22 protein-coding genes are annotated in these 26,984 nt (G+C 73.8%); 15 read left to right on the top strand and 7 right to left on the bottom strand.

What is annotated here, in order from left to right; all coding sequences use genetic code 11:
- Positions 1–121: 121 nt before the first annotated feature.
- A complete protein-coding gene (locus ACFY2B_RS27175; protein WP_390765687.1) occupies positions 122–796 on the top strand; it encodes a DedA family protein in 675 nt (224 codons plus the stop codon).
- Between the two features lie 130 nt (positions 797–926).
- On the opposite strand, the gene ACFY2B_RS27170 is transcribed toward ACFY2B_RS27175, so the two are convergent.
- The 5 genes from ACFY2B_RS27170 to ACFY2B_RS27150 form a co-directional block, all read right to left on the bottom strand.
- Positions 927–1,862 (bottom strand): M56 family metallopeptidase, encoded by a 936-nt coding sequence (locus tag ACFY2B_RS27170; RefSeq protein WP_390765686.1) that lies wholly within the window; start codon positions 1,860–1,862, stop codon positions 927–929.
- A 4-nt stretch (positions 1,863–1,866) separates the two neighbouring features.
- The gene (locus tag ACFY2B_RS27165) at positions 1,867–2,259 is read right to left on the bottom strand and encodes a BlaI/MecI/CopY family transcriptional regulator (protein WP_390765685.1); all 393 of its coding nucleotides are present in this window, start codon (positions 2,257–2,259) and stop codon (positions 1,867–1,869) included.
- Between the two features lie 137 nt (positions 2,260–2,396).
- Complete coding sequence (locus ACFY2B_RS27160; RefSeq protein WP_390765684.1) at positions 2,397–3,050, bottom strand: TOPRIM nucleotidyl transferase/hydrolase domain-containing protein; 654 nt, start codon at positions 3,048–3,050, stop codon at positions 2,397–2,399.
- Between the two features lie 346 nt (positions 3,051–3,396).
- Entirely contained in the window at positions 3,397–4,446 is a 1,050-nt protein-coding gene (locus ACFY2B_RS27155) for an aldo/keto reductase (RefSeq protein WP_390765683.1), read from the bottom strand.
- A gap of 44 nt (positions 4,447–4,490) precedes the next feature.
- Complete coding sequence (locus ACFY2B_RS27150) at positions 4,491–5,444, bottom strand: NADP-dependent oxidoreductase (RefSeq protein ID WP_390765682.1); 954 nt, start codon at positions 5,442–5,444, stop codon at positions 4,491–4,493.
- Positions 5,445–5,594: 150 nt separating this feature from the next.
- On the opposite strand from ACFY2B_RS27150, the gene ACFY2B_RS27145 reads away from it, so the two are divergent.
- The 8 genes from ACFY2B_RS27145 (at position 5,595) to ACFY2B_RS27110 (ending at position 17,855) form a co-directional block, all read left to right on the top strand.
- Entirely contained in the window at positions 5,595–6,605 is a 1,011-nt protein-coding gene (locus ACFY2B_RS27145) for a LysR family transcriptional regulator (protein ID WP_390765681.1), read from the top strand.
- Positions 6,606–6,889: 284 nt separating this feature from the next.
- Positions 6,890–8,086, top strand: coding sequence for an EfeM/EfeO family lipoprotein (locus ACFY2B_RS27140; protein ID WP_390765680.1), 1,197 nt, complete (start codon positions 6,890–6,892; stop codon positions 8,084–8,086).
- A complete protein-coding gene (efeB, locus tag ACFY2B_RS27135) occupies positions 8,083–9,327 on the top strand; it encodes an iron uptake transporter deferrochelatase/peroxidase subunit (protein WP_390765679.1) in 1,245 nt (414 codons plus the stop codon). Before ACFY2B_RS27140 ends, efeB begins: the two co-directional genes overlap by 4 nt.
- 175 nt (positions 9,328–9,502) lie before the next feature.
- Positions 9,503–11,356: a phospholipase C gene (locus ACFY2B_RS27130; RefSeq protein ID WP_390765678.1), complete on the top strand. Its 1,854-nt coding sequence runs from the start codon at positions 9,503–9,505 to the stop codon at positions 11,354–11,356.
- A 157-nt stretch (positions 11,357–11,513) separates the two neighbouring features.
- A complete protein-coding gene (locus tag ACFY2B_RS27125) occupies positions 11,514–12,416 on the top strand; it encodes a class I SAM-dependent methyltransferase (protein WP_390765677.1) in 903 nt (300 codons plus the stop codon).
- A gap of 228 nt (positions 12,417–12,644) precedes the next feature.
- The gene (locus ACFY2B_RS27120) at positions 12,645–13,520 is read left to right on the top strand and encodes a hypothetical protein (protein ID WP_390765676.1); all 876 of its coding nucleotides are present in this window, start codon (positions 12,645–12,647) and stop codon (positions 13,518–13,520) included.
- Positions 13,520–15,646, top strand: coding sequence for a bifunctional serine/threonine-protein kinase/ABC transporter substrate-binding protein (locus tag ACFY2B_RS27115; protein ID WP_390765781.1), 2,127 nt, complete (start codon positions 13,520–13,522; stop codon positions 15,644–15,646). The genes ACFY2B_RS27120 and ACFY2B_RS27115 overlap by 1 nt, the downstream gene beginning before the upstream one ends.
- A 28-nt stretch (positions 15,647–15,674) precedes the next feature.
- Positions 15,675–17,855 (top strand): bifunctional serine/threonine-protein kinase/ABC transporter substrate-binding protein, encoded by a 2,181-nt coding sequence (locus ACFY2B_RS27110; RefSeq protein WP_390765780.1) that lies wholly within the window; start codon positions 15,675–15,677, stop codon positions 17,853–17,855.
- Positions 17,856–17,942: 87 nt separating this feature from the next.
- On the opposite strand, the gene ACFY2B_RS27105 is transcribed toward ACFY2B_RS27110, so the two are convergent.
- Entirely contained in the window at positions 17,943–19,031 is a 1,089-nt protein-coding gene (locus ACFY2B_RS27105) for a Ku protein (RefSeq protein WP_390765675.1), read from the bottom strand.
- Between the two features lie 71 nt (positions 19,032–19,102).
- Here ACFY2B_RS27105 and ligD point away from each other — a divergent pair, with 71 nt between their 5' ends.
- Positions 19,103–19,984, top strand: coding sequence for a non-homologous end-joining DNA ligase (gene ligD, locus ACFY2B_RS27100; RefSeq protein WP_390765674.1), 882 nt, complete (start codon positions 19,103–19,105; stop codon positions 19,982–19,984).
- Between the two features lie 16 nt (positions 19,985–20,000).
- Here the strand turns inward: ligD and ACFY2B_RS27095 are convergent, their stop codons facing one another.
- Positions 20,001–20,804, bottom strand: a complete 804-nt coding sequence (locus tag ACFY2B_RS27095; protein WP_390765673.1) for an NERD domain-containing protein — start codon at positions 20,802–20,804, stop codon at positions 20,001–20,003.
- 219 nt (positions 20,805–21,023) lie between these two features.
- Between ACFY2B_RS27095 and ACFY2B_RS27090 the strand changes: the two genes are divergently transcribed.
- From ACFY2B_RS27090 to ACFY2B_RS27070, 5 genes are all read left to right on the top strand, one after another.
- Positions 21,024–21,758 carry a hypothetical protein gene (locus ACFY2B_RS27090; RefSeq protein WP_390765672.1) on the top strand — a complete coding sequence of 245 codons (735 nt, stop codon included), beginning with the start codon at positions 21,024–21,026 and terminating at the stop codon, positions 21,756–21,758.
- Entirely contained in the window at positions 21,758–23,005 is a 1,248-nt protein-coding gene (locus ACFY2B_RS27085) for a histidine kinase dimerization/phospho-acceptor domain-containing protein (RefSeq protein ID WP_390765671.1), read from the top strand. The genes ACFY2B_RS27090 and ACFY2B_RS27085 overlap by 1 nt, the downstream gene beginning before the upstream one ends.
- A gap of 480 nt (positions 23,006–23,485) precedes the next feature.
- Positions 23,486–23,863, top strand: a complete 378-nt coding sequence (locus ACFY2B_RS27080) for an SH3 domain-containing protein (protein WP_390765670.1) — start codon at positions 23,486–23,488, stop codon at positions 23,861–23,863.
- A 42-nt stretch (positions 23,864–23,905) separates the two neighbouring features.
- Positions 23,906–25,267: an FtsW/RodA/SpoVE family cell cycle protein gene (locus tag ACFY2B_RS27075; RefSeq protein WP_390765669.1), complete on the top strand. Its 1,362-nt coding sequence runs from the start codon at positions 23,906–23,908 to the stop codon at positions 25,265–25,267.
- Entirely contained in the window at positions 25,264–26,721 is a 1,458-nt protein-coding gene (locus tag ACFY2B_RS27070) for a penicillin-binding transpeptidase domain-containing protein (protein ID WP_390765668.1), read from the top strand. Before ACFY2B_RS27075 ends, ACFY2B_RS27070 begins: the two co-directional genes overlap by 4 nt.
- The last annotated feature ends 263 nt before the right edge of the window (positions 26,722–26,984 follow it).

Genomic DNA, 26,984 nt, shown 5'->3' with positions numbered 1-26,984 from the left:
GGGCCGACCCCCTGCGCGGCGGCGTCGTGAGCGTCGTGGGCCCGCCGGTGGACGCCGGCGGACGCCGAACCGGCGAAGCGCGGCCGGTCCCAGTACGCTCGGTGTGCATGGGTGATCCGCGATGACCGCGCCCCCGCTGCCGGGCATACTCGCCGACCTGGCCCCGCTCCTCGACCACTGGGGCTATGCGGCGGTCGGCGCCCTGATCTTCCTTGAGGACTTCGGTGTGCCGGTCCCCGGGGAGACCGTGCTGATCGCGGCCGCCGTGTACGCCGGGGCGGGCAGACTGAACGTGGTCACGGTCGCCGTGATCGCGGTGGTCGCGGCCATACTCGGCGACAACGTCAGCTATGCCATCGGCCGTTACGGCGGCCAACGCCTCGTGAACCGGTACGGCCGCTACGTACTGCTCACCCCCGCGCGCGTCGCCAAGGCCGAGGAGTTCTTCACCCGGCACGGCGGCAAGGTCATCACCGTCGCCCGCTTCATCGAGGGCCTGCGCCAGGCCAACGGCATCATCGCCGGGCTCAGTGGGATGCCCTGGCGCCGGTTCCTCCTCTTCAACACGCTCGGCGCGGTGCTGTGGGTGGGCACCTGGGTGACCCTCGGCTACCTGGCCGGCAACCACATCGACACCCTGTATCCGACCATCCAGCGGTACGAGTTGTTCGTGCTGGCCGCGCTGGCCGTCGTCCTGGTGGTCCTGGTGACGCGCCACCTGATCCGCCGCCGGGCCGCCGCGGCGTCGCCGCCCTCGCCCGCACGGGACGAGCAGGACACCACCTCGGCCCGTTGATCGGCGTCCGTTGATCAGCATCCGGGCACCGGGCGCGCCTGGTACGTCCGCGCCGGCCTGGTCATTCGCGTGTGCAGGCGGGTCGCGACGCCCCCGTCATCACGTGTACGGGCGGCTCGCGGCGACACGGTCAATGCATGTGCGGGCGGGCCGCGGCGGACTGGGCGTGCATCGCCGCCTCGAACAATCGTTCAGTGTCATGTGCCGTGACCGCGAGACTCCCGCAACACCCCGCCATCAGCAGCGCGAACGCCACCACAGCGGTGTTGTGGCGCGGCATCGGCGGGGCCAGCAGTGCCCGTACCCGCTGCGGCACCGGTCCGCCGGTCGCGGACAGCGCGGCCCGTCCGGCCCGGTTGGCGGCCAGGGCCGCGCGGGCGATCGTCCGGGCGACCAGGGGGCGGTCCGCCACCACGGCCGCGGCCTCCTCGTCCGCCCACCGCTCCACGGCGAACGCCCCCGCCCGTTCCAACGGCCGCAGCAGGGGATCCACCACCGCCGCCAGATGCAGCACCAGCGAGAACAGGTGGTGGCGGTGGCGCAGATGCGCCCGTTCATGGGCGAGTACGGCCTGCCGTTCCTGGGCGTCCAGCAGCCGCAGCATCCCGGAGGAGACCACCACCCGCCCCGGCATGCCGAGCACGGCGTACGCGGTCGGCACCGGATCGTCGACGACGGTCAGGTCACCGCCCACCGCCAGTTCCCGGCACTCCCGCCAGACGCCGAGCAGTGCCCGCCCCCGGCGCCAGGACGCCATGCTCACGCTGACCAGGAGGACCAGCACCGCGCCGGCACACGCCGCGGCGACCTCTCGGCTCACCGGGTCCTCCGCCGCGAGCACACTCACCGACCAGGGTCCCTGTGCCGCCACCAGCGGCACCTGGCCCACCGCGGTGAACGCCAGTATCGCCAGCTCGGTCACCCACGTGCCGGCTGCCACGACCGCCGCGCTCACCATCGCCCACGCCCCCGCACGGGGCGGCATGCGGCGCCCTACCCAGGGTGCCGCCAGCGCCAGCAGCGCGCTCACCAGCAGCGGCAGATACATCGGAACCGGCCAGAACACAGGCTCACCCCCGGTCGCGGAGATCCCCGTGCAGCAGGTGTTCCAGCAGTTGCTCGTCCTCCGCCGACAGTTCCGACACGAACCGGGCCAGCACCGCCGCGCGGTCCCCGCCCTCGTCCAGCAGGGAATGCATCCCCGCCGCCGCCAGTCCGGCCTGGTCGTCGACCGGCGCATACGCATGGCCGCGGCCCTCCCGCCGCCGGGTCACCAGGCCCTTGTCGCACAACCGGGTCAGAATCGTCAGCACCGTGGTGTACGCGGCTCCGGTCACCTGCTCCTGGACCACCGCCGCCGACACCGGGCCGCCGGCCGCCCACAAGGCCGCCAGCACCTCCCCTTCCAGTTCACCCCGCGCACGCCGCCGGGCCTCCCCCCGGCCGTCCTTGCCGCCCGTCACCCGGCACCTCCCAGTCCTTCCGCACCGACAGGGCCGTCCGCCCTCCCGCTCAAGCTACTACGTGACGTAGAAACGTACTCACGGCGAGCGGCGAGCGGCGAGCGGCGAGCGGCGAGCCACTGTGCGCAGGGGCCGGGTCAGACGTGTGTGAGCAGGCGCTCCAGCGGGCGGGGTACGCGTTCGAGGTCGAGGTGGGCGACCAGCGCCTGCGCGTAGAGGGCCTTGCGGCCGCTGTGCGTGCCCATGAAGCGCCGCAGTTGGTGCTCCACCGGCCGTTCCCGCTGGGCCGGCTGGCCCTGGAAGGTGTGGAAGGGGCGGGTCTCGCCCTGGGCCTCGATCACCTGCCGCACGCTCTCCGGCCCGAGAGCGCGGATCAGTTCGTCCTCCAGGTCGGCGACGCACACCTGGAACCCCAGTGCCTCCAGGTCGGCACGTGTGAGACCGGACCCGATCCCGACCCGCTCCAGATGGCGCCGGAAATGCCGCTCCTCACCGATGTCGCAGAGCCCGGCCAGCGGGAGACCGAGGCCCGGAGGACCGCATACGTTCAGGAAGCGTCCGATGTTCGTCGCGCCGCCGAGCGGTACCACCGCGACGCCCTCCGCCGCGAGGTCACGGCCGTGGCGCGTGGCCAGCGATTCGAGCGCGGTCCGGTCGCTGTCTCCCTCGACGAGCACGGCCGTCCGCACACCGCCGGCCAGTTCCCGCGCCACCGCGGCGGACGCGCTCGCCGCCGCTCCGCCCGCGGCCCAGGCGACCAGCGCCAGGCGGAATCGCCTCAACTCGTCCACGAGACCTCGCTTCCCGACGCCATCGTGGCACGGCCGCGATCCCGTACGCACGTACGTTTTCCGATGGCGACGGCTCAGGAGGCCGGATCCGCCGCGCCCGCACCGCGGTGAACCGCCGGCACCCGGCAGCGGCGTCGCGCACCGGAAGAGTCGCGCACCGGTAGATCCGTCACCAGCGGTCGTGCGGCTCGTCGTGCGCGTCGGCGTGCGGCTCGGCCCGCTGCGGGGCGTCTCGCAGCGGGCGTCTCGCAGCGGGGTGACTCGCAGCGGGACGGGCGGGCATGCACGGCGCGCGACAGTTCAAGTACCGCGTACGGCGTACGGCCCGGCCGACGGCGCGGGGCGTTCAGCTCGCGGGCGTGAACTGGGGCAGGCGCGCCATGATGGCCTGGAGTTCGGCGTCGTCGGAGACACCCTGGAAGTCGTGGCGGGGCGTGTAGGGCGCTTCGAGCGCGCTGATCTCCTCGTCGCTCAGCTCGATCGCCAGTGAGGCGACCGCGTCGTCGATCTGCCGCGTCGTACTGGCCCCGACCAGCGGGGCGGTGACGACCGGCTTGCCGTGCAGCCAGGCGAGGGCGATCTGCGCGCGCCCGGCCCCCCGCGCGTCCGCGATGCGGCCGACGGCGTCGAGGACGGCGCGGTCCGCCTCCTCGGTCACCGGCGTGTACAGCATGTCGGCGAACCCGTCGTCGCCGCCGCGGGCGGTCGCCCTCGCGTCCGTCCACGCGCGGGCGAGGCGGCCCCGGGCCAGCGGGCTCCAGACGACCGTGCCGACGCCCTCGTCGAGGCAGAGCGGGATCATCTCCCGCTCCTCCTCGCGGGCGAGCAGGTTGTAGTGGTCCTGCATCGACACGAAGCGGGCCCAGCCGTGCGCGCGCTGGAGGTGCAGCGCCTTCGCGAACTCCCAGGCCGGCATGGACGAGGCGCCCAGGTAGCGGACCTTGCCGGACCTGACCAGGTCGTGCAGCGCTTCGAGGGTCTCCTCCAGCGGGGTCGAGTGGTCGTTGCGGTGGACCTGGTACAGGTCGATGTGGTCCGTGCCGAGGCGCCGCAGCGAGTGGTCGACCTCGGTCATGATCGCCTTGCGGCTCAGGCCCTTGCCGTTCGGGCCCGAGCGCGTCGGGTTCCGCAGCTTGGTCGCGATCACGACGGCGTCGCGGTCGGCGAAGTCCCGCAGCGCACGGCCGAGGATCTCCTCGCTGGAGCCCTGCGAGTACACGTTGGCCGTGTCGAAGAAGTTGATTCCCTGCTCCAGGGCGTGCTTGACGAGCGGGCGGCTGTCCTCCTCGCCGAGTGACCAGACCGGGTGGCCGCGGCCGGGCTCGCCGTAGGTCATCGCACCGATCGCGATCGGTGAGACGTCGAGGCCGGTGGTGCCGAGCTTGACGTAGTCCATGGGGACTTCTCTCCTTGCTTGCGGGCCTTGCGGGCCTTGCGGGATCAGATGCGTACCGTCGTCTTGCCCCGGGCGCCGCCCGCGGCGTTCCGTGTCAGCGCTTCGGGGGCCTCGGCCAGCGAGACGGTCCGCTGGACGGGGACCGTGATCCTGCCCGACGCGACTTCCTCGGTGATCCGGGCGAGCAGATCGGGCTTGTCCTGCATCGCGTAGTTGCTCACGGCGATCCGTTCCGAACCGAGCAGTTCCGGTGGCGCGGTGAAGGTCACGGACGCGGCCGCGCCGCCGTCGCGGACGAGTCCGGCGAAGTCACCGAAGCCGGCCTGGTCGCGGGTGAGGTCGAGGAAGGCGTCTATCCCGTCGGGATGGGTCCGGCGGACCTGCCCGGCGACGTCGCCGGCCGTGTGGTCGACGGTGCGGGCGGCGCCGAGCCCCCGGATCCACCCGTCGGCGTCGGGCCGGGCGGTCGCGATGACCTCCATGCCGCGGGCGGCGGCCAGTTGGACGGCGAGGACACCCACCCCGCCGGTGGCACCGGTGATCAGGACCGAGCCGCCGGGCCGCGGGCCGATGGCTTCGAGGACGCCGAGCGCGGTCATGCCCGCGGTCGGCAGCGCCGCCGCGATGTCGGCGGGCATGCCGTCCGGGATCCGCAGCAGCGCCCCCTGTTCCGGGTGCTCCGGGACCACCGCGTACTCGGCGAACGTGCCGTGGCCCAGGGGCGCGCGGAGGAACTGGCCGTGCACGATGTCGCCGGGTTCCAGCCCGCGCACCGCTTCCCCGGCCTGCACCACGCGGCCCGCGCCGTCCACCCCCAGGACGAGCGGGTACACATGGGGCATCTGGCCCTCGAAGTATCCCCCGGCGATGCCCACGTCGATCGGGTTCACCGACGCCGCCGCCAGTTCGACCAGGACTTCTCCCGGCGCCGGGCGGGGAACGGGGAGTTCCATCAGTCCGGGCGTGTCGCCGGTCTTCCGTACCGCGACTGCGCGCATGGCTTCATCTCCTGTAAGTCAGCCGGTCCCCCGTGCCGCCCCGGTGGCGCCGATGTGCCGGACGTCCGCGGGCGGCGGATCGCGGCCAGTCAACCCGGCCTGGCGGTGGATCTTAAGGACCGATCCGAGCACCGTTGATACCCTGTGGGTATGAGTGAGTTGGAGACGCGGCAGCTCCGGTATTTCGTCGCGGTCGCCGAAGAACTGCACTTCGGGCGCGCGGCCGACCGGCTCGGCATGGCGCAGCCGCCGCTGTCCCGTGCGATACGGGAGCTGGAGCGCGGACTCGGTGTGCACCTGCTCACCCGCAGCACCCGCCAGGTCGCGCTCACACCGGCCGGAGAGGTCCTGCTGCGGGAGGCCAGGACCGCGCTCGAAGCGGTCAGCGCCGCCGGCCGCCGGGCCCGGCACGCCGGCGAGCCCGCACCCCAGCTGCGTCTCGCGCTCAAGGCCGACATCGACGGCGGTCTGCTGCACCGGATCCTTGAGGCGTACGCCACGGCGGCGGAGGCCCTTCCGGTCACCCTGGTCCTCGGCCGCATCGGCGAACAGGCACAGGCGCTGCGCGACGGCCGCGCCGACACCGCACTGATGCTCGCCCCCTTCGACGACCGCGGCCTGGACTCCGAGCCACTGCTCACCGAGCCCTTCGTGATCGCCCTGGCGGCCACCGACCCGCTCGCCGCCCGGCCGTCCCTGCGGCTGGCCGAGTTGGCGGGCCGGAGCCTGCCCGGCGGGTACCCCGCCGACCAGGGCCCGGTCCTCGACGCGCACGACTGGGCCGCGACCCACCAGCAGCCCGACGCACCCGGGCCCGGCATCTCCACCACGAGCACCGCGCACACCACGGACACCACCGACAGCGCGCACAGCGTCTCGGACCTGCCGCAGATCTTCCGGCTCGTCGAACTCGGCAGCATCGTCTGCTTCGTCCCCGCCTCGGTCGCCCGGCGCTACCCACGGCCCGAGATCGCCTTCCGGCCGGTGGTCGACCAGGAGCCCGCCGTGCTGGCCATGGCCTGGCCGCAGGACGCCCACGCACCGGCGGTCGCCGCCTTCGTCCGGGCGGCCGCCACGGCCGCGGCAGCCGCCCGTGCCGAGGCGGGAGAGTCCACGTACGAGGACGAACCGGAAGCGGCCCGCCGGTTCTCCCGATACTGACGGACAGTCAGGAACCGGCAGCCGGCGCCACGGGGCCACCGCACCACAGGGCCACCGGGCCACCTCACCACCGGGCCACCGGGCCACCGGGCCACCGGGCCACCGGGCCACCGGGCCACCGCACCCCCGCCCACCAGCGGCCGCGCCCTGTGGTCCCGGTCACTGGACGTCCGGTGAATCAGGAGGGAACTCTTGGTCATGGGATTCTTTGGACGGCCGTTCGCGTGCGATCCGCTGCCTAGCATGACGTGATCGACGTACGGTACGACCCCGGGAGGCTCCGGATGGTGTTGTCCGGCCTCAGGTGGAGGTCGTGGCGTGTGTGGGGCGTCGCGGGTGTCGTCCTGGTGTGCCTGGTGGCCGGGGTGCTGGCCGTCACGCACGGATCACGGCCGGCCCACGCGGACTCCGGCGGTCTGCCGCACACCACCGTCGAGGTGTCGTCGGGCGACTGCGGCCGTGGCTGGGACGCGCCCGCGCCCGGTGTCCAGGTGTTCGACCTGCACAACACGACCGGGGGCTCCGCCGAGGTGTTCCTGGAGGATCCGCAGAGCCAGGCCGTCTACGGCGAGGTGGAGGACATCGGCCCCGGAACGACACGGGAGCTGACCGTCCGGGTCGGCAAGGGTGCGTACGCCTTCAAGTGCATCCCCGACGACGCCGACGCCGTGACCGGGCCGACCGTCCGCATCGCCGCGGGCCGCGGCGGCCCGTCGGCGGCCCCGGTCACCGAGCACGATCTGATTCCGCCGGCGCTCGCCTACCAGAAGTGGGTGGGCAGCGGGCTCGCCGACGTGGTGCGGCTGACGACGAGGCTCCAGGACGCCATCGACCGGGGGGACCTGTCCGCGGCACGGACGGCCTGGCTGCCCGCGCACCTGGAGTACGAGCGGCTGGGCGCGGCGTACGACGCCTTCGGTGACGCGGACGCGCAGATCAACGGCACCGACGCGGGGCTGCCCGATGGGGTGCACGACAAGGACTTCGCCGGCTTCCACCGCATCGAGTACGGCCTGTGGCACGGCGAGTCCGCCGCCGGGCTGCGCGCTCCGGCCGCCGCTCTGGTGAAGGCGGTCGCGGGGCTGCGGGACAGCTGGGCGCAGGCCCGGATGGACCCGGCCCAGCTGGGCCTGCGGGCGCACGAGATCCTGGAGAACACCGTGCAGTTCGAGCTGACCGGCCGCACCGACTACGGCAGCGGCAGCAATCTGGCCACCGCCGGTGCCAACCTGGACGGCACCCGTCAGGTCCTGTCCCGGCTGCGCCCCCTGCTCACCACCCGGTACGCCGATCTGTCCGGTCTGGACAGTGAGCTGGACCGTGCCGGGCACACCCTGGACGGTTTCCGGCACGGCGGCGAGTGGACCCCGCTGGACCGGCTGAGCCGTACGCAGCGCGAGGACGTCGACGCGGTCCTGGGCGACCTGGTGGAGCGGCTGGCGTCGGTGGCGACCCTGTGCGATCCGCGGAGGACGGTGTGAGTACGGCCGAGGGTACGGACGGAGTCGGCCGGCGCCGGTTCCTGCGCGGGGCGGCGCTCGCGGGTGCGGGGCTGGCCGCGGGGGGCGCCGCCGCGGCCGTCCCGGCGACCGCGTCCGACGCCACCGCCGGGACCGGGGCGTCCCCCGTCGTCGCGTTCCACGGCGTCCACCAGCAGTCCGTGATCGCGCCGCCGCGCCGGACCAGCGTGTTCGTCTCCTTCGACCTGACCGCGCAGAGCCGGTCCGAGCTGACCGACGTGCTGCGCACCCTCACCGACCGGGCCCGGTTCCTGACCTCCGGCGGCACCCCCGCGCCGGTGGGCATCACCGCCCCGCCCAGCGACTCGGGCATCCTCGGCGAGCGGCTGCCGTCCGGCGCGCTGGCGGTGACCGTCGGCGTCGGCGCCTCGCTGTTCGACGACCGGTTCGGGCTGACGAAACAGAAGCCGCGCCGGCTGACCGCCATGCCCGCCTTCCCGGACGACGACCTGCGCCCCGAATGGTGCCACGGCGACCTCAGCCTGCATCTGCACGCCGACGACAGCGACACCGTGCTGCACGCCCTGCGCGACATCGCCCGGCACACCCGCGGCGGCATGCAGGTCCGCTGGCGCCTGGACGGCTTCAGCAGCCCGCCCCGCCCCTCCGGCACCCCGCGCAACCTGCTGGGTTTCAAGGACGGCACGGCCAACCCGGGGACCACCGCCCGGGAGATGGACGGCCTGGTGTGGGTCGGCAAGGGCGCGGGCGAACCCGACTGGGCGGTCGGCGGCAGCTACCAGGTGGTGCGGCTCATCCGCATGCTGGTGGAGTTCTGGGACCGGGTCTCGCTGAGCGAGCAGGAGCGGATGTTCGGCCGGTCCCGCGAGTCCGGCGCTCCCCTGGACGGCGAAGCGGAGCACGACACCCCCGACTTCGCGGCCGACCCCAAGGGCGACGTCATCCCCCTCGACGCGCACATACGGCTCGCCAACCCCCGTACCGCGGCCACCACCGACCAGCGGATCCTGCGCCGCCCGTACAACTACGACCTGGGCACGGACAGCAACGGCAACCTCGACATGGGCCTGCTGTTCTGCTGCTACCAGCAGGACGTCGTCCGGCAGTTCGAGACCGTGCAGAAGCGGCTGGCGGGCGAACCCCTCACCGACTACATCTCACCGTTCGGCGGTGGCTATTTCTATGCGCTGCCCGGTGTGCGGGACGCGGCGGACTGGTACGGACGCGCCCTGCTCACCTGACTCGATGCAGACAACTTCGACGCTCGACCAGTCAATAAGCGGTCAAAGTTCGGCCCATTTTCCCTGACCCCTTGTTCACCCGGCCGCCACCACGCTTCCGCCGACATGCCGTCCGGGCGGCGAAACATGCGTGGCCGTACAGCTCACTGAATATTCGCCCGGAGGGTGAACGAGCATGGCCAGCAAGGCAAGCAGAACAACGATCAGGAGTCTGGGGGCGCTGGTGGGAGCCGCCGCTCTCGCCGTCCTCGGCGGAACCGCGCCCACCTGGGCCGCGGTGCCGGCCGGCCACGGCCACGGCAACCACCAGGACCACTCCTCGACGACCACCCCGATCAAGCACGTGGTCGTGCTCTTCGACGAGAACGTCTCCTTCGACCACTACTTCGCCACGTACCCGAAGGCCGCCAACACCGACGGCACGAAGTTCACGGCGGCGAAGAAGACCCCGAAGGACATCGACACCCTGGCGCACGCCGGGCTGCTGACGAAGAACCCGAACCAGTACGCGCCCAAGCGGCTCTCCCCGTCCCAGGCCATGACCTGCGACCAGAACCACTCCTACGGTGCCGAGCAGCTGGCCGCCGACGGCGGCAAGGCCGACAAGTACGTGGAGAACACCGAGGTCGACAAGTGCAGCGGCGGCCTGTTCGGTGAGCCCGGCCTGGTGATGGACTACTACGACGGCAACACCGTCACCGCGCTGTGGAACTACGCCCAGCAGTACACGCTGAACGACCGCTCCTACAGCTCGGTCTACGGCCCCTCCACGCCCGGCGCGCTGAACCTGGTCTCGGGCCAGACGCACGGCGTGGTCTCCATGGACCCGTCCACCGGCACCGAGAACCCCAAGCAGACCTCGACGCCGGACTCGTACGCGGTCAAGTCGCCCGACGCGAAGGGTGTCGGCACGGTCATCAACGACCCGGACCCGGCCTACGACGACTGCTCCGACAGCGACCACAAGTCCACCAGCGCGCTGGCCTCGATGCAGGGCCAGAACATCGGTGACCTGCTGAACAAGAAGGACGTCAGCTGGGGCTGGTTCCAGGGCGGCTTCCGCCCGTCCACGGCCTGGGACGGCAAGGGCACCGACTACGCCAAGTGCGACACCACGCACACCAACCTCGGTGGCGCGTCCGTGGCCGACTACAGCCCGCACCACAACCCCTTCTCGTACTACAAGTCGACGGCCAACCCGCACCACCTGCCGCCGAAGAACGTGGACGAGATCGGCCACAGCGGTCAGGCCAACCACAACTACGACCTGAGCGACTTCGACGCGGTCGCGAAGGCGGGCAAGCTCCCGGCCGTCAGCTTCCTCAAGGCCGGTGAGTACCAGGACGGCCACGCCGGCTACTCGGACCCGACCGACGAGCAGCACTTCCTGGTCAACGAGATCAACACCATCCAGAGCTCGCCGCAGTGGAAGTCCACCGCGATCGTCGTCGCCTACGACGACTCCGACGGCTGGTACGACCACGCCTACGTCGCTCCGCGCAACGGTTCCACGGACACCTCGCTGGGCTCCAACGGCCAGTCCACCGACAGCAAGGCGTGCCAGAACGGCCCGAAGGCGTCCGGCGGCTACGCCGACCGCTGCGGTCCCGGCACCCGTCAGCCGCTGCTCGTGATCTCCCCGTACAGCAAGGTCAACAAGGTCGACCACACCCTGACCGACCAGTCCTCCATCACCCGCTTCATCGAGGACAACTGGAGCACGGGCCGGATCGGCGACCACTCGTTCGACGCCACCGCCGGCTCCCTGAACGGCATGTTCGACTTCCGGCACTCCAACGACAAGCAGGTGCTGCTGAACTCGGACGGCTCCGTCAAGTCCGTCGGCCCCATCCGCGCCGTCGCCCCGGTCGCCACGAGCATCGACGCGGGCCCGATGCAGAACACGGCCGCGACCACCGGCACCTCCGGTGCCACCCTTCCGGTGTACCTCGGTGTGGGCGGGCTGCTGGCCGCCGGCGCCACGGGCACGTACTTCACGCTCCGCCGCAAGCACCGCGTGATCGCCTGACGACGAGCGTCCGGTGACGGACGCGGTCGGCACCGCCCGGCAGCCCGACGCCCCCTGGCCGATGCCTCGGCCCTTCCTGGGGGAAAAGGTCGGCTGCCGGGCGGTGCCTTTCCGTATGCTTCGCCTGCTTCGGCACAAGGACGGAAAGGGAACGGGGATGCCCGAGGGATGGCAGTGGGACAGCACGCTGTTCCGCGGCAGTGCGGCCTTCTACGAGCGCGGCCGGCTGCCGTACGCCCCGGGCTTCGCCGCGGCCCTGGCCGCCGCCCTCGGTCTGGACGGGCGGGGCCGGCTGCTCGACGTGGGCTGCGGGCCGGGCACGGTGCTGCTGGCCGTGGCGCCGTTCGTCGAGGAGGCCGTCGGCGTCGACCCCGACGCGGACATGCTGGCCGAGGCGCGGCGCGCGGCCGAACACCGCGGGGTGGCCAACGCGCGGTGGGTGGCCGTCCGGGCCGAGGATCTGCCGGCCGGCCTCGGCGGTTTCCGCGCCGCCGTGTTCGCGCAGTCCTTCCACTGGACCGACCGGGACCGGGTCGCCGAAGCCGTCTTCGGGATGCTGGAGCCGGGCGGCGCGTTCGTCGTCGTGAGCGACCTCAAGGACGCGTCCGGGGAGTCGGTTCCACCGCCACGGCCGCCGTCGCCCGCGCATCCCGCCCCACCCGCCGCGGAGATCCACGCGCTGGTGCGGCGGTATCTGGGGCCGGTGCGCCGGGCGGGCCGGGGGACGCTGCCGGACGGCACTCCGGGACGCGAGGACCTGGTGCTCGCGCGGGCCGGGTTCGAGGCGCCCGCCCGGCACGTCGTCCCGGGCGGAGCGGTGGTCGAGCGCACCGCGGACGACATCGTGGCGTGGGTGTTCTCCCGGTCCTCCGCCGCACCGCACCTCTTCGAGGGCCGGCTGGCGGAGTTCGAGCGGGACCTCCGGGCGGTGCTGCGGCAGGCGTCACCCGGCGGCCTTTTCACCGAGTGCCTGCCGGCGACCGAGATCAGAACCTGGCGCAAACCGGCACACGGCGCCGCGACGCCGCCCGCTCCGGAGGACCACGCCGCCCGGCCCTGAGCCGCCTGACTTCACTGACCTCCTGGTCTCCGCAGCCCGGATCTCCGCAGCCCCGGATCCCCGCAGAACGGTGCTGACCGGACGGGCCGGTTCCCAGCGGTGTGAGAGGGCCGACTCGGGCGGCCCGTCGCATCTCCATCTCCCCATGCGCAAAGATGAGTTGATCGATGTCCGCCGCCGCGTACCGGTGTCCGGTGCGGGCGGGAGGACGGCGTGGGACGGAGGATCGTGACGTACGCAGGAGCGCTCGGGCGCGGAAGACAGGGGTCCGCCGTGGTGATCGTCTGCGCGGCGCTGCTGGTGGGGTGCTCGGGCGGCGGGAACGACGCGGCCGGACCGCGGACCACTCCCCGTGCCGCCACCTCGGCCGCGACCGACGGCACGACGGCCGGGTCCGGGGCGGCCTCCGCGGGGTCCGGGAGCGGTGCCGGATCCGGGCAGCAGGCCGCCGGGGACGCGCGCTTCAAGGCCGATCCGGCGCTGCTGCCCGCGAACCGGTCGCAGGCCGTGCGACTGCTGCGCGCCGTCACCGCGGGCCCCGACAGCTACGGGCCCGGCTACGAGCGGCGCACCCCGTACGAGAGCGATCCGGCCGACTGGCCGGTCCTCGCCACCGACTGCGTCTGGCAGCGGCGGACGCTCCCCGCCGACGTGCTCGGCAGCCTCACCCGCTACGCCCGGCTCCCGGCCGCCGGCGGCAAGGGCGAGGTGCGCACCGCCGCGACCGTCACCGTGCACCGCACCACCGCCCAGGCCGACCTGGAGATGTCCGAGACCCTTGAGGAGGCGCTGCGCTGTCCCGACCAGCAGTTGCGCGCCGACGAACGGATCATCGGTCTCACCTCGATCGGCTCCGGCTACGGAACGAACGGGAACACCTCGGCCGACGACGTCCTGCTGGAGGTGGGCCAGTACCGCAATCCCGAGATCGGCAAGGGGGACATGAACTACTTCTGGGACCAGGTCCGGCTCGGACCGGTGACCATAGCCGTCGCCGTCCAGGGCGGCACGGGGTACGCGCAGGGCGACCTGCTGACCGCGCAGGCGCGGGCCGTCGCCGCCATGGAGACCGCGGTGCGCGGCGAACTGGGGGACCCCAAGTGATCGACCGTTCCCTGCGCCCGGGTGACCCCTCGTTCCTGGGCGGGCACCGGCTGCTGGCCCGGCTCGGCGAGGGCGGCATGGGCGTCGTCTACCTCGGCCGCGCCGGCTCGGGGGCGCTCGCCGCCGTCAAGGTGATCCAGGCCGAGTACGCGCACGACGACGACTTCCGGGCCCGGTTCCGCCGCGAGGCGGACGCCGCCCGGCGGGTGGACTCCCCGTGGGTGGTCAAGGTCACCGGCGCCGATCCGGACGCCGCACAGCCCTGGCTGGCGACGGTCTTCGAGCCCGGCCCGTCGCTCGCCGAGGCCGTCGGCCGGCACGGGCCGCTGCCCGCGCGGGCGGTGCGGGTCCTGGGGAAGGCGCTGGCCCGCGCGCTGGCCGCCGTGCACGAGGCCGGGCTGGTCCACCGGGACGTGAAGCCGGGCAACATCCTGCTCGCCGCCGACGGCCCGCGACTGATCGACTTCGGCATCGCGCGGGCGAGCGACGCGACCGCGCTGACCGCGTCGGACGTGATCGTCGGCACCCCGGGCTTCCTCTCCCCCGAGCAGGCCGCGGGCGGCGACCGGCTCGGTCCGGCGAGCGACGTGTTCTCGCTGGGCTGTGTGCTGGCGTACGCGGCGACGGGCCGGCCGCCGTTCGGCGCCGGCGCGGTGGACGCGCTGCTCTACCGGACCGTCCACGACGAGCCCGATCTCGAGGGCCTGGACGAGGAGTTGGCCGCCGTCCTGCGGCGCTGCCTCGCCAAGGACCCGGCCGAGCGGCCCACGCCGGACGGTCTCGACGCCGCCCTGGTGGAGGACGTGCCGTCCGGGACCGCGGACTGGCTGCCGGCCGGCGTCGTCCGCATGGTCGCCGACCGGTCCGCGGAGATGCTGTCGCTGCCCGAGATCGGGGCCACGATCATCGAGGGACCGGTGCGCGAGGGCGACCCGTCCCGGCGCCGGTTCCTCGCCGTCGTCTCCGGGGGCGTGGCCGTCCTCGCGCTCGGCGGCGGTGCCGCGGCCTGGGCCGCGCTGCGCGGCGGCGGGCGGCAGGCGGCGGCCGGGCCCGGCTGGGCGATCGGGATGCAGGCCGACCTCAGCGGCCCCGGCAAGGCGGCCGGGCAGGCACAGCAGGAGGGCGCCCGGATCGCGGTGGAGGAGTTCAACGCCCGCGCCGACCGGCCGTTCACCCTGCGGTTGACGTCGTCCGACGACGAGGGCCGGGCCGATCGTGCCGCGGCGGCGGCCCAGCGGCTCGTCGACGACACCGACGTCCTGGCGGTGATCGGGTCGGGCACCGACGCGACCACCCAGGCCGCCCTGCCCGTCTACGACGCGGCCCTGCTGCCCGTGCTCGGCATGTCCGCCGGACTGAACCTCGTACAGAACATCCGTTCCTTCGTGCGCGGCCGGCCGCTGCACAGCGTGGTCGCCATGAAGCTCGCCTTCCACCTGGAGACGACCAGCGCGGCCAGTCCGGTCGGTGTGCTGCTGGACCGCGGCGGCGCCGACGTCTCCTGGATGACCATCCAGATGGTCAACTTCCTCGTCCGGCAGTACCGCGGCACGACGTATCCGCGGGTGGTGCCGGCCGGCACCACCGATCTCACCGGCGTACTGGCCGACATGCGGTCCGCGGGCATCGAGGCGTTCGTGTACGCGGGTCCGGTCGACGGGGCGATCCGGGCGGCGCGGGGCATGGCCGGGTTCGACGGGCCGAAGTACGCGGCCGAACCCGCCCTCGACGCCCGGTTCGCCGCCGAACCGGCCGCCGCCGGGTGGACGGTGGTGGCGAGCGCGATCGGGCCGGGCGCGACGGACGTCCGCTCCTTCGCCCAGACCTTCCGCGAACGGTACGGACGCGGCCCCGGCTTCTGGGCCGCCGAGGGCTACGACGCGGCGAACCTGCTGATCCGGCAGCTCACCGCGACGGCGGGCAAGCGCCCTGCCCGCAAGGCGCTCATCGGCCCGCTGGGGAAGGCCCAGTACCAGGGCATCACCCGCGACTTCGCGTTCGCCGCCGCGGACGGGAGCCCGCCGACGCTGAAGACGCCGGCCAGCTTCGTGCACCAGGTCCTCGACGGCACCTTCCACTATCTGGGCCCGGCCCCGGACCAGGCACCACAGCCGAGGACGGCGTGACGGCGTCGCGGGCGGGGGCCCGGTGGCGATGCGGCCGCTGACCGCCGCCGACCCGGAGTCGGTCGGCGGGTACCGCCTGCTGGCCCGGATCGGAATGGGCGGCATGGGCGTCGTCTACCTCGGCCGTTCCGCCGGCGGCGCGCTGGCCGCCGTCAAGGTGATCCGCGCCGAGCACGCCGCCGACCCCGGCTTCCGGGCCCGGTTCCGCCGCGAGGCCGCTGCCGCCGCCCGGGTCGACGACCGCTGGACGACGCCCGTCACGGCCGCCGACCCGGAGGCCCCCGCGCCCTGGATCGCCACCGCCTTCGTCCCCGGGCCCTCGCTCGCCGAGACGGTCGGCGGGTACGGGCCGCTGCCCCCGGACACCGTGCGGGCACTCGGTGCCCGGCTCGCGGACGCGCTCGCCGCCGTGCACGCGGCCGGGCTCGTGCACCGTGACGTCAAACCCGGGAACGTCCTGCTCGCCCTCGACGGCCCCCGCCTGATCGACTTCGGCATCGCCCGGGCGAGCGGCGCCACCGCGCTGACCGCGTCGGACGTGATCGTCGGCACCCCCGGCTATCTCTCGCCCGAGCAGGCCCGGGCCCGCGAGGAGGAGGTGGGCGCGCCCAGCGACGTGTTCTCGCTGGGCTGCCTGCTCGCCTACGCGGCGAGCGGGCGGCCGCCGTTCGGCGGTGGCGGCGCGGCGGGCGCGCTGTACCGCACCATCCACGAGCCACCCGATCTCGACGACGTCCCGGACGACGCGCTGCGCACGCTGATCGCCCGCTGCCTCGCCAAGGCCCCGGCCGACCGGCCGACGGTGCCTCGGCTGCGCGCGGACCTGGGCGGGTCCGGGTCCGACGCCGACGACTGGCTGCCGCCCGGTCTGCCCGCGGTGATCGCCGAACGTTCGGCGCAGGTCCTGAACCTGCCGGAGCCGGAGCGGCCCGCACCACCGGAGGTCGCACCGCGGGAGCCCGCAGCTCAGGAGCGACCCGCCTGCGGACGGCGGCGTCTCCTGCTGCTGGGCGCCTCGACGGCGGGTGTGCTGGCCGTGGGCGGCGGCGCCGCCTGGCTGGCCGGCCGGCGGGCCGGGGCGGGCGCGGACGGTCCCCGGCCCACCCGCACCGTCGCCGTGCACGCCGACCTGACGGGCCCCGGCAAGGCGCTCGGCAGCGCGGTCGAGCGGGGTGTGCGGCTCGCCGCCGAGCAGCACAACGCACGCGCGGACCGCCGCTACGACCTGGCCGTCACCGCCCTCGACGACCGCGGCGAGACGGACCGGGCCAAGGAGCTGGCCAAGCGGCTGGTCGCGGCGGGCGAGACGGGCGCGGTGGTCGGGCCGACGTCCGACGCCACCGCGCTCGCGGTCCGGGACACCTACAACGGCGCCCTCGTGCCGATGCTGACCGCGTGGGCGGGCGCCTACACCCTGTACGGCATGAACTCGGTCACCGAGCCGGCCGTGTTCCAGGTCAGGGCGCCCGACTACGCGATGGGCCCCCCGCTCGTCCACTACCTCAGCACCGTCAGCCGGGCCACCCGTACCGCGCTGATCGACGACCGGGCCACGGCCGAGTACAGCTGGCAGATCGTCCAGGCACTGACGCCGCCGCTGTCGTCCGCCGGTTCGGTCAGCACGTATCCGGTGGCCGCGGACACCGACGACTTCGGTCCGGTGGCCGCCCAGGCGGCCCGGTCGCAGGCCGTCGTCTACTGCGGCAGTTCGCCGCGGCGGGCCGCCACCTGCGCCCGCGCGCTGCGGGCGGCCGGGTTCACCGGCACGCCCGCGGCGACCGAACCGGTCCTCGGCGCCGGCGACCCCGGCTTCCTGGACGCGGCGGGCGCGGCGGCGGAGGGCTGGGTCGTCGCCACGACGTTCGTGGACCCGGCGCGGATGAAGTCAGCGGCAGGTTTCGTCAGTTCGTTCCGGCGGCGGTACGGCGTCCAGGAGGTCGGGCGGGGCGCAGCGGAGGCGTACGACGTGGCCGGTCTCCTCGTGGCGGCGCTGACCGCGATGGGCACGGGTCAGCTGGACACCGGCAGCCTGGCCCACCGGCTGCGCGCGCTGAAATACCACGGCGTCACCAGGGCCTTCGCCTTCAGCTCGGACACCGGCGCGGTGCAGGTGACCCCGGGCCTGTTCCTGTGGCGGGTGACGAACGGCGCGCCGCGGTTCCTCGGGCAGTACGAGGAGGTGCAGGCGGACACGGGGGACGGGTCCTGACGGCGGGCGTCCGGCCCGAGAGGCGCACCGGCAGGGACTCCGGGCACGGGGCGGCTCGGAGGACGTGCCCGCGGGTCGCGGCCCGGCTCAGGCGGTGCGCCTGCGGGTCGCGGCGGTCTTCTTCGCCGCCGTCTTCTTGCCCGCCGTCGCGTCCGCGGACGCGGTCTTGGCGGTCGCCTTCTCCGTCGTCTTCTTGGTCCGGGCGGACTTGGCCGCCGTTTTCTTCCCGGCGGAGGCGGTCTTCTTCGCCGCCGTCTTCTTCGCGGCGGCCGTCGTCTTCCGGGCGCCCGTCTCCTTCGGGGCCGCGCGGCCGGTGCGGCGCCGTGGCAGCGAGGTGACCTCGGCGTGCTCCTCCGGCCCGCCGGCCGCCGCCCGCGCCGCCGGCTCCGCCGCCTCCTCGCCCCGCGACTCCTTGGCCGCCCGGACGCTGTTCTCCAGCGCGGCCATCAGGTCGAGCACCTTGCCGCCGGTGGCCGGAACGGGCGTCTCGGGGGGTGATTCACCGGCCGCCTTCGCGGCGACGACCTCCTCCAGGGCCTCCCGGTACTCGTCGTGGAGATCGGCCAGGTCGACCTCACCGAGGGTGTCCATCAGGGCGTCCGCGAGGTCGAGTTCCTTGTCGCGGACCGTGACGTCCGCCTCCGGGGCGACGCCCTCGGGGGCGCGGACCTCGTCCGGCCACAGCAGCCCGTGCATGGCGATGGCGTCCCCCACCACCCGCAGCATGCCCAGCCGCTCCCGGCCGCGCAGGGCGTACTTGGCGATGGCGACCTTGTTGCTGCGCTTGAGCGCCTCGCGCAGCAGCGTGTACGGCTTGGCCGCCGCGGCGCCGCCGGCCGCGAGGTAGTACGCCGAGCCCATCTGGAGCGGGTCGATCCGGTCGGCCGGGACGAAGGCCACGATGTCGATCGTGCGGGCGGTCGGGATCGGCAGGTGGGCGAGGTCGTCGTCGGAGATCGGGACGACGGAGCCGTCCGCGTCCTCGTACGCCTTGCCGATCTCCGCGCCGCTCACCTCGCGGTCCTCCAGTTCGCAGAACTTGCGGTAGCGGATGCGACCGCCGTCCTCGGTGTGGATCTGGCGGAAGGAGATCGAGTGGCTCTCGGTGGCGTTCACCAGCTTGATCGGGATGCTGACGAGACCGAAGGAGATGGCGCCGTTCCAAATGGATCGCACGTTCCACACCCTTCCTTCCAATTCCAGGCTTTCCTGGTGTTATGGCGGCAGATATCTGAGATTGTCATCCTATGACGCCGATCACAGAGGTGGAGGGGCGACGGGTCGCGCTCAGCAACCTGGAGAAGGTGCTGTACCCGGCGGACGGCTTCACCAAGGGCGAGCTGCTGCACTACTACGCGACCACGTCCGCGGCGCTGCTCCCCCACCTCCGCGACCGGCCGGCGTCGTTCCTGCGCTATCCGGACGGGCCGGACGGGCAGGTGTTCTTCGCCAAGAACGTGCCACCGGGCACGCCCGAGTGGGTGACGACCGCCGAGGTGCCCCGGTCGGAGGGGCCCGCCCGGATGGTGCTGGTGCAGAACCTGCCCTCGCTGATGTGGGCGGCCAACCTCGTCGCCGAGTTCCACACCCCCCAGTGGCTGATCGGGGCCCCCGAGCGGGCCGACCGGCTGGTGTTCGACCTGGACCCGGGCGCCCCGGCGACGGTGGTGCACTGCTGCGAGGTCGCGCTGTGGCTGCGGGAGCGGCTGGCGGCGGACGGGGTCGAGGCGTACGCGAAGACCTCCGGGGCGAAGGGGCTGCATCTGCTCGCCGCGGTCCGCGGGGCCTCGTCGGAGCGGGCCTCGGAGTACGCGAAGGGGGTCGCCGTGGAGGCGGAGCGGGCGCTGCCGCGGCTGGTGGTGCACCGGATGACCCGGAGTCTGCGGCCGGGGAAGGTGTTCGTCGACTGGAGCCAGAACGCGGGCAGCAAGACCACGGCCGCGCCCTACACGCTGCGGGCACGGGCCGAGCCGACGGTGTCCGCGCCGGTCACCTGGGACGAGGTGGCGGACTGCCGGCAGCCGGAGCGGCTGGCCTTCCGGGCCCAGGACGTCGCGGCGCGGCTGAAGGATTTCGGCGACCTGATGGCTCCGCTGCTGGACCCGGCACGCGCCGCGGAGCTGCCCTGACGGGGGCCGCCGCCCCTCACACCCGCAGCCAGGTGTTCCGGTCGCGGGCCAGCGCGTGCAGGGCCTCGGCGTCCGCCGGTTTCAGCACCCCGCCGAGCCGGGCCAGCGCCGCGACCTCCGAGTCCCTAAGGACGCGCAGCTCGCGGGGCCGGACGGTGACGGTGACGTCCGCCGGGTCCACCAGGACGAGCACCGGGCGGACCTCAGCGGTCAGGGCGTACGAGGCGCGGTCGGCGTCGGAGCGGACCCGGCGCAGCACCGGGTGCGCCTCGCGGCGGCCGAGCGCGACCAGCGGGTCGGTCACCAGGACGCGCTGCTTGCGGGCGTACAGGCTGTGCAGGGCGAAGATCCCGGCCGGTCCGATCAGCAGGTGGTGGATCCGGTCGCCGCCGGGCAGCGGGACCGAGTGCAGGACGTGCCAGCCGGCGCCGTCCAGGCCGTCCAGCACCTCGCCGACCGTCTGCTCGGCCAGCAGGGCCCGGCGCCGCGGGTCGGGACGCAGCCGCCGAGCCGGACCCGGGTCCCGGTCGAGGTCCACCAGCAGCGCCTCGCCGGGGCGGTTCGGGGCCAGGTCGTCGTCCGGGTGCAGGGAGAGCCGGGCCAGCTCGGCGGGCGTCGGGACGGGCGGCGGGCCCACGCTCACCGCGCCGGTCAGGAAGGGCTCCAGCACCTCCAGGACGTCCTGTCTGCGGTCCTCGCTGAGCAGGTTGACCCGGGCCGCCGCCCGGTCGTACCAGGCGATGTTCCTGCCGTCCTGGAGACAGACGTACAACCGCTCCCGGCCCTGCCGCCGGTCCGGCACCACGCGCAGTCCGCTCATGCGCCATCACCCCCCGACCATGGAACAGGCGGGACGCCCCGGGGGCAAGGAGCAGGTTCCTGCGCCACCGGCCGGCGGTGCCCCCGCGGACGGGCGGTGCCACGGGCATCCGGGCAGGCCGAGCCGCCTCTGCCGTGTTGCGCCGTTCGGGTGCACAAAAAGGATTTGCCGCCGAATAGGGTGTACGGGTCCCCACCGACCCCGAGTCCCAGGAGCACCGTGCCACGCCGTCCCCCCGCCCGCGCCGCCCGTACCGCGCTGGCCGTCGCCCTGCTGTCGGTGGCGGCGGCCGGCTGCGGCGACACGGGCGGGCTGCGCGCCGCGGGCCCCACCCCGACCGCCGCGGGCCCGGCCAGGCTCTGGCCCGGCCTGGAGCCGGCGTCCAGCCCCGCCTGGCCGTACGACGTGGCGAGCAGAGAGCCCGTGCGGGGCGTCACCGTGCCCGGGGACGACATCCACCAGGTGGACCCGGTCGCCGTGGTACGGGCGGAGATCGCCGCGCATCCGGACAGCTACGGCTCGAAGGGCCCGTACCACGGGGCGGCGGACCGGATCGCCGACTGCGCCGCGGGCGGGGACCGGAGCCGGTGCCCGCTGCTGCCGGCGTACTACCGCGACCTCACGGGGAACGGCCGCGACGAGCTGGCACTGGGCTTCCGGCTGTACCCGACGAACCAGACCGCGATCCGTGTCTACACCGTCGAAGGCCACCGGCTGGTCCAGGTCCTCGCCGACAACGACGCGATCGTCGGGGTCGAGCTGGCCGGGCGTACCGTGATCGTCCGCTCGCCCGCGGGGATCTCCGGCTACGAGTACCGCACGACCTGGACCTGGGATCCGCAGCAGCGCGCGATGGTGTTCGCCCGCGACGAGTTCCTGCGCACCGGCGGGGGTGGACCCGCCCGCACACCGTCGTCATCACCGGCGCCGTCGCCGTCGGCCCAGGGATCGTGATGAGGCGGCCCGCACTGCCCCAGTGGACCGGGGCGCTCGCCGCGAAGGCCGCCGTCTTCATCGCGGTGATGTGCTGCGCGCTGGCCGCGCTGCTGGGTGTCCTGGTGCACACCTCGGTGACCAACCAGACCGTCGGCCAGGCCCGGGCCGAGGCGCTGGCCCAGCTGACCGACGCGACCCAGGCGTACCAGTCGGGGGACATGCTGCCGCCGGGCGCCGGCCTCGATCCGGCGGGGCTGCCCGAGTCGCTGCGGACCCTGGCGGCAGGCGGGCAGCGGGGCACGATGGTCACCCGGCACCACGGACAGCCCACGATGTGGGCGGCGGGCCCGGCCACGGGCGGCCGGGCGCTCGCGGTGGAGGTCGACTACGCGCAGCAGGCGAACACCATCGCCGGGCTCGACACCTCGATCCTGTGGTCGTCGGGGCTGGCGATCACGGCGACGCTGGCCGTCGGCGCGTTCGCGGTGACCCGGGTGACCCGGCGGCTGCACGGCACGGCACAGGTGGCCCGCCGGATCAGCGCCGGTGACCTGGACGCACGGGTGAACGACCCGCGGACGAAGGACCCGGCGCACCGTCCGGACGAGGTGGCGGCGGTCGCCGCCGCGCTGGACTCGATGGCGTCGTCGCTCCAGGGCAAGCTCCAGAGCGAGCAGCGGTTCACCGCGGACGTGGCGCACGAGCTGCGCACCCCGCTGACCGGGCTGCACGCGGCGGCCGAGCTGCTGCCGCCGGGCCGCCCGACCGAGCTGGTGCGGGACCGGGTCGCGGCGCTGCGGACGCTCACCGAGGACCTGCTGGAGATCTCCCGGCTGGACGCCGGACGGGAACGGCTGGAGACGGACACCGAGGAACTGGCGGCGCTGGCCCGGCGGGTGGTACGGGCGTCGGGGACCGACACCGAGGTGCGGGTGGTCACGGACGCCTGGGTGGAGACCGACCGGCGGCGTCTGGAGCGGGTGCTGGGCAATCTCGTGGCCAACGCGCACCGGCACGGGCGGCCGCCCGTGGTGCTGACGGTGGACGGGCCGGTCGTCGCGGTCCGGGACCACGGCGACGGCTTCCCGGACTACCTGATGGCCCACGGCCCCCAGCGATTCCGCACAGAGGGCGTGACGACCGGCCACGGGCTCGGACTGACGATCGCGGTGGGCCAGGCGGAGGTACTGGGCGCACTCCTGGACTTCACCAACGCCACCACCGGCGGAGCCATCGCCCGCCTGCACCTACGCCGCCCCCGCTGAACCCCCGACCCGCACCCGACACCCGACAACCACCCACCCCCCAACACGGCCGTCACCCAACCCACCCACACCAGCCACCCCCTCCCCCCAGGGGCGCGGGGAACTGCGCGACCAGCCACCCCCAACCCGCAGACCACCCCCTCCAGCCACCCCCTTCCCCCAGGGGCGCGGGGAACTGCGCAACCTGCCACCCCCAACCCGCAGACCACCCCCTCCAGCCACCCCTTTCCCCCCAGGGGCGCGGGGAACTGCGCAACCTGCCACCCCCAACCCACACCCGACAACCACCCCCCATCCCACCCCACCCCACCCCACACCACACCATCCGCCATCCGGCAACCCCCGGCACCGATGGCCCAACACGACGGGGCCGTCAAGAACGGCACTCCTAGCGTGGCGGTCGGCCGATTTGATGATTCGTCGGCTTTCATCGTTTTCATCACTTTCGCTGATTTCATCCACGCCCCCCAGGAGGTCCCCATGCGCCCGCGCTCCCCCCACACCCGCGGCCTCACCCACACCTTCACCCGCACCCTCGCCGCGACCGCCGCGTCCGGCACCCTGCTCACCGCACTCGCCGCCGCCCCCGCCACCGCGGCCCCGCACGGCGGCGACGGCCCGGTCCGCTCCCGGGGCGTGGTCACCGCGATCGGCGGCCTGTGGCTGCACGACCGGCCGGACCGCGGCAGCCGCCGGATCGGCTTCGCCCAACGGGGCCAGATCGTGTCGATCTACTGCCGGTTCCCCGGCGGCCCGGTGAACGGCAACCGCATCTGGTACCTCCTCGGGGACCGCACCTGGGCCTGGGGCTCGGCCCGCTACATCCGCGTCCTCGGGCTCACGCCACGCTGGTGCTGACCGTCAAGACGCACAAGGCTCCCCATTAGGTAGGTTCCGGACATGACGAAGGCCGGAACCGCCGTGGCGACGGCTAAGACCCCCACCCCCGTCGTACCCCTCCACCGGCGCCGCGGCATCGAGCTGACCCTCATCGTGCTGGCCGTCCTGCTGTCCGTGTACGGCTACTGCGCCGTCGGTCTCGCGCGCACCGGCGCCGTCCCGCCCGGCGCCGCCGGCTACGGCGCCGGGCTCGGCGTGCTCGCCCTGGGCGCGCACGCCGCGGTCCGGCTCCGGGCCCCCTGCGCGGACCCCCTGCTGCTGCCGATCGGCGTGCTGCTCAACGGCCTCGGCCTGGTGCTGATCTACCGGCTCGACCTGGAGACGCCCGGCGACCGGGCGGCGCCCGCCCAACTCGTGTGGTCCACGCTCGGCGTGGGACTGTTCATCGCCGTCGTCCTGCTGCTGCGCGACCACCGGGTGCTCCAGCGCTACGCCTACGTCAGCGGCGCGGCGGCGCTCGCCCTGCTGATGCTGCCGATCCTCTTCCCGGCGGTGAACGGCGCCCGCATCTGGGTCCGGCTCTCCGGCTTCTCCATCCAGCCCGGCGAGTTCGCGAAGGTGCTGCTCGCGGTCTTCTTCGCCGCGTACCTGGCGGCCAACCGCAACGCGCTCGCCTACGCGGGCCGCCGCGTCTGGTTCGTACAACTGCCCACCGGACGGGTCCTCGGCCCGATCGTCACCCTCTGGCTGATCAGCGTCGGCGTGCTGGTCCTGGAGCGCGACCTGGGCACCTCACTGCTGTTCTTCGGCCTGTTCGTGGTCCTGCTGTACGTCGCCACCGGCCGCACCGGCTGGATCGCGGTGGGGTTGCTGCTCGCCGCGTTCGGCGCGGTCGTGGTCGGCTGGCTGGAGCCGCACGTGCACACCAGGGTCGAGGACTGGCAGCATCCGTTCGCGACGATCGACGCGGGCCGGGGCCCCAACCAGCTGGCGCAGTCCCTGTTCGCCTTCGCCGCGGGCGGTGTCCTCGGTTCCGGTCTGGGTCTCGGCCACTCCGTGCTGATCGGCTTCGCCGCCAAGTCGGACTTCATCCTGGCGACGGCGGGCGAGGAGCTGGGGCTGGCCGGTCTTTCGGCGATCTTCCTGCTGTACGGGCTGCTGGTGGAGCGCGGCTACCGGGCCGGCCTCGCCCTGCGCGACCCCTTCGGCCGGCTCCTGGCCACCGGCCTCGCCTCGCTCGTGGCGCTCCAGGTGTTCGTCATCGCGGGCGGGGTGACCGGGCTGATCCCGCTGACCGGCATGGCGATGCCGTTCCTGGCGCAGGGCGGTTCCTCGGTCGTCACCAACTGGACGATCACCGCGCTGCTGATCCGGGTCAGCGACTCGGCCCGGCGTCCCGGCGACCCGGAGGTGGCCCGATGACCCGGCACATCCGGCACGCCGCCGTGTTCTGCGCCCTGCTGCTCGCGGCGCTCCTGGTGAACGCCGCCCGGGTCCAGGTCGTCGAGGGACCGGGCTACGACGGCAACCCCGCCAACCGCCGCGCCACCATCGCCCGTTACGGCCAGCCGCGCGGCGACATCCTGGTGTCGGGCGCCCCGGTCACCGGCTCCCGGGACACCGGCGAGCAGCTGCGGCACGAGCGGACGTACCGGGACGGCCCGCTGTACGCCCCGGTCACCGGCTTCGCCTCGCAGGTGTACGGGACGACGTTCCTGGAGCACGCGGAGGACGGCATCCTCTCCGGCGCGGACCCGCTGCTGTCGCCGTTCCCGCTGTGGAACGACGTCACCCGGGCGCAGAGCGAGCCGGGGAACGTCGTCACCACCCTGAACCGGGCCGCGCAGGAGGCGGCCTACCGGGGGCTGGGCCGGCGCAAGGGGGCGGTGGCCGCCGTGGAGCCGTCCACCGGCCGGATCCTGGCGCTGGTCTCCAGCCCGTCGTACGACCCGGCCGAGCTGTCCGGGAACGACGCGTCGGTGACGCGGGCCTGGGACCGGCTCAACGACGACCCGGACAAGCCGATGCTGAACCGGGCCGTGCGGCAGACCTATCCGCCGGGCTCCACCTTCAAGGTGGTCACCGCGGCGGCGGCGCTGGACGCCGGAGTGGTCCAGGACCTGGACCGGCCCACGGACTCCCCCGACCCGTACACGCTGCCCGGCACCAGGACGCGCCTGACGAACGAGGCGGAGGGCTGTGCGGACGCCTCGCTGCGCGCGGCCTTCGAGTGGTCGTGCAACACGGTGTTCGCGAAGCTGGGCGTGGACGTCGGGGTCGAGGACATGGTGTCGACGGCGCAGGGCTTCGGTTTCAACGACACCGATCTGAAGATCCCCTTCTCGGTGGCGCAGAGCACCTTCGACACCCGGGTCGACAAGGCGCAGCTGGCGCTGTCGTCGATCGGCCAGTACAACACGCGGGCCACACCGCTCCAGATGGCGATGGTCGCGGCAGCCGTGGCGAACGACGGGCAGGTGCGCACGCCGTACCTGGTGGAGCGGACCATCCGCAAGGGCGGGGAGACGGTGGGCACCGCCGGCCCGCGCGCGATGCGCCAGGCGATGAACCCGGCGACGGCCATGCGGCTGAAGGAGCTGATGACCGGCGTGGTCCGGGAGGGCACCGGTGCCAACGCGGCCATCCCGGGGGCCACCGTGGGCGGCAAGACCGGCACCGCGCAGCACGGCGTCGGCAACGCCGGTGTGCCGTACGCCTGGTTCGTGTCCTGGGCCAAGGCCGACACGGCGCTGGAGCCCCAGGTGGCTGTCGCCGTGGTGGTGGAGGACGCCTCCGCCGACCGGGGCGAGATCAGCGGCGCCGGCAACGCGGCGCCGATCGCCCAGGCGGTGATGCGGGCGGTGCTCGGCCTGTGAGCCGGCGAACGCCGGTCCGCTGCCCCGCCGTCCTGCCGCCCCGTCGTCCTGCCGCCCTGCCGTCCCGCCGTCCCGCCGAGTGCTCGCGCCGGGCAATCATCGCGTCCGCTTCGCCGTGCCGGAACCGGCCGAACCACCCGGCGGCGAAGTGCCGTCGCAGCTCACCCCTGTCGCGTCGGTCGGCTCGGACCCGTGCGGCATGCCGTACTTGTTGACGCCGGGTCAACAAGTTGCACGCGGGGGATTGACTCGCTTGCTGACAA

The organism is Streptomyces sp. NPDC001270, from assembly GCF_042896695.1.
Lineage (GTDB): Bacteria > Actinomycetota > Actinomycetes > Streptomycetales > Streptomycetaceae > Streptomyces.
This window is presented reverse-complemented; position numbering and strand designations above follow the sequence as displayed.